Raw genomic sequence first — 3,180 nt, 5'->3', positions numbered from 1 at the left:
TTCCTTTCACGATAACACCTGTGCAGCTTTTAGTGGGTCAATACAAGAGTTTGCCTGCGTGTGATGGTCCATTTTTGTAGCAAAGACGTGTTTGATTGTTTTTTTATGGACGAAATGGTATTGTTTATGTGTCAGACAGTGAAATTTGTTAATCTGAGTGTAGTTTTTGCAATGATTCAAAGCCTTGGTGCAGAGGCTCTTGGGAAAGTGCGAGGAGCCATGAATGCAGCAAATAGCGTGTCTGTGGGCCTTTCGCGCTGTGCAACTTTAGCCATTGTTCTGGATCGTCAGCTGGCAAGTTGATGGCTCCTATTTTTTGTTGTTCGCTCACCGTGCTTCTATTTTTTAGGGAGTTGAAAATGCAATACAGCGAGTTATCTTCTAAGAAGGCAGATCCGCCTCCAAAGGCCGGTCTTTCACGGTATTGGAGGCGCCTGGCATCAGTTGGTATAGGTGCTAGTGCGCTTTTGAGCGCATTCAATGCGCATTCGCAGACGGAGACGCAGTTTTGGCTACTTAGGCCCAATACAACGGCGACTGGGATTCTTGCGCCAGATCCTTCAGTACCACTGCCTTTAGAGCCAAATGTTGCGCCAACGATGATTGACTCTGTGAGGTTTGACAGAGACCATGTGTACTACTCTTTCGCTCCGAACATCAACCGCATCTATGTAAGCGATGCCGGTTCTAATTTTCTGCATGGTTACACGCTGTACGGTGAAGGAGGTCAAACTGGTGTTTCTCCGGATATCAATCGTGGAGCGAATGCAGCCACGTTGAACTATTGGCTCAAAAGTGGTGCGCAGGATGCTGTGACATCCACTTCCTCTCTCGGGCCAATGCCTTTGGGCAATGGGGAGGTGTCTGACGATCTGTATATGTTCACAGTCGGGGTCGGATATCGGTCTATTTATGCTGTTAGAAGTGGCTCCTCGCTGACTGGTCAATACATCGGTATGGTCAATACCACTGGCGGTGAGGGCATTGATGGGATGACCTCTGATCAGAACACCGGCTTACTGTATGGTAATCAGTTATCTGCTGCACTCGGCAGTAATGTCAGAAGCCGTTTTTATGTGTATGACCCTGGTCTTGTGGCCAATCCAGGAGAAACCCAGGTCCAGCTGGATGCACGCCGAACCATTCGAGCGGGAAATATCTCGTCAACGGATGGTACGGCCAACGTCACGCAAGTCTCTAGTGATGCGGCTATTGATGCGGACGGCAATCTCTATGTGTTTGGCTACACTGGAGGAAATGCGACGTACCCAGCTGGCCGGTATTTGTACAAAATTAAACCTGGTAAGACTGGGGGGGTGCTCAACCCTGATGGCAGTGGTTGGACTTTCAGCACCGTCATGCGTCTTGATGGTTCTGCCACTATGACAGGCTGTAACGCCTTGAATGGAGCTGCCGCCTACGATATCTATGGCATGGGCTTTATGAATGGCGCATTGCTGGCCAACTGGCAATATTGCTTATACAGCATTGATGTATTTACTGGGCGTGGGGCACCCGTAGGGCGTACGACTTATACGCCTTCGTTTGATACGGCTCCACCTAACAATGCCAGTACCGCTAGACCACATACAGTGACATTTGCCTATGATATGGCGGTCGCTCAGGTTGCAACGACGGTGTCAGGTACGATCTACAACGATGTCCATGGGACTGCAGATATTGATCCTCAAACGACACCGGGTCTTGCTGGTGTGACGGTTGAGATCTATCAGCGTTTGGCTGATGGCCGTGTGGAATTGAAGGGGCAATCGACCACTAACAACCAAGGCCAGTTTACCTGGTTGGTGCCTGCCAACTCCACGTATTACGTGCGAGCAGTGCAACCTGCTGGTGATATGTTTCAGACGTGGTCAGCAGGTACCCTTGACCAAGGCATTGGTGTTAATAACCCAGTGACATCGTATTGCTATAACGTGCCTACTGGCGCGAGCAACAGCGATGGTCTGTGCTATGGGGTCAATGAGAATGGCACAGATGCCCCAGCGGGCACGGTCGGTACGACGGTTTATGCCAGTGAAGCGGCCTTTTTGGCCGCTGTGAAGTATGCGTCTAAAGCGTTGGTTCAATCCACTGCGATAAATACGGTGCCACAAGTCGAAATGGCATTCTCGACTGCAGCGCGATTGACCATTGTCAAAAGCGGACCAGAGTTGATTGCTGTAGGTGCTCCGTTTAACTACAGCTTTGCAGTGAGCAATGACCGTGGTCCAGCCTTTGAGTTGTATTTGGCTGACAAACCGCCGGTAGGGATTACGCTCAATGCGGAGCCTTCAGGCGCAGTGGTAGGCAGTTGTACTGCCAACGGAGTAGCGGTTAGCTTCCCATTTGTGGGCGATGGCAATAGGGTTGTTCAGTGTCCTATTGTGATGAATCCGACTTTGGAGGCAGGCGATAGCACCACTGTCACTTGGAGTGCAACAGCTGCGGTTTCAACTGTCGGCTTGCTGCCAGTGAACTATGCGTCCTACAACCCGGATGGCGTGGCCAGTCCGCCAGAGCCCGGTGAGAGCTGTATTTCTGATGCGTACTGCACCAGTACTACACCACCGAACCCAGTTCAGGAGGGGGTGCCTAGCTTGACTGTGGTCAAGAGTGCGCCAGCCATTGCATCTAGCGCAGCGTTTAATTACAGCTTTGCGATTTCCAATGCGACTACTGCTTTTGGTTCTGCCTACGTAGTGAACATCGCGGACAAACCGCCTGTTGGCATTACGTTGAACGCAGAGCCTTTGGGCGCTGCCGTGGGCAGCTGTACCGTAGGTGGTGCTACTGCGAGTTTTCCGTTCGTGGGTGATGGCAACGCATACGTCGTATGCCCGATTACGTTGACACCTGCACTTGCGCAAGGCCAGAGCAGAACCATTACTTGGAGTGCTACAGCCGCTGCCTCGACAATCGGCACTACACCAATAAACCATGCGTCTTACAACCCTGATGGCAGCGGCCCTCCGCCAGAGCCAGGCCCGGGATGTACGCCAGAAGAAAACTGCACTAGCGGTGGTCCAGATGAACCGGTGGTTGATGGTGCACCCCTTTTGACCGTGGTTAAGAGCGCTCCAGCGATTGCTGCGAACACACCGTTTGACTACAATTTTTCGATTACAAACGACGCGGCAGCTATTACTGCTGCGACAGTGGTGCACATTGCAGACAAGCCCC

The 3,180-nt window shown here is 51.5% G+C and carries 1 protein-coding gene and 1 pseudogene; both read left to right on the top strand.

Annotated elements, in window-relative coordinates:
- The first annotated feature begins 105 nt into the window (after window positions 1-105).
- Complete coding sequence (locus E8K88_RS17800; RefSeq protein ID WP_136408007.1) at window positions 106-303, top strand: hypothetical protein; 198 nt, start codon at window positions 106-108, stop codon at window positions 301-303.
- A gap of 329 nt (window positions 304-632) precedes the next feature.
- Window positions 633-3,180, top strand: a pseudogene (locus tag E8K88_RS17795) (hypothetical protein); the annotation flags it as partial.

Origin of the sequence: Lampropedia aestuarii, from assembly GCF_004803635.1 — a bacterium.
GTDB lineage: Bacteria > Pseudomonadota > Gammaproteobacteria > Burkholderiales > Burkholderiaceae_C > Lampropedia > Lampropedia aestuarii.
The sequence above is the reverse complement of the archived record's forward strand: the minus strand, read 5'-3'. Positions and strand labels throughout refer to the sequence as shown.

Bases quoted from the DNA above. Each gene is read 5' to 3' on its own strand.
- E8K88_RS17800 (WP_136408007.1), top strand. From the start codon at position 106: ATGGACGAAATGGTATTGTTTATGTGTCAGACAGTGAAATTTGTTAAT.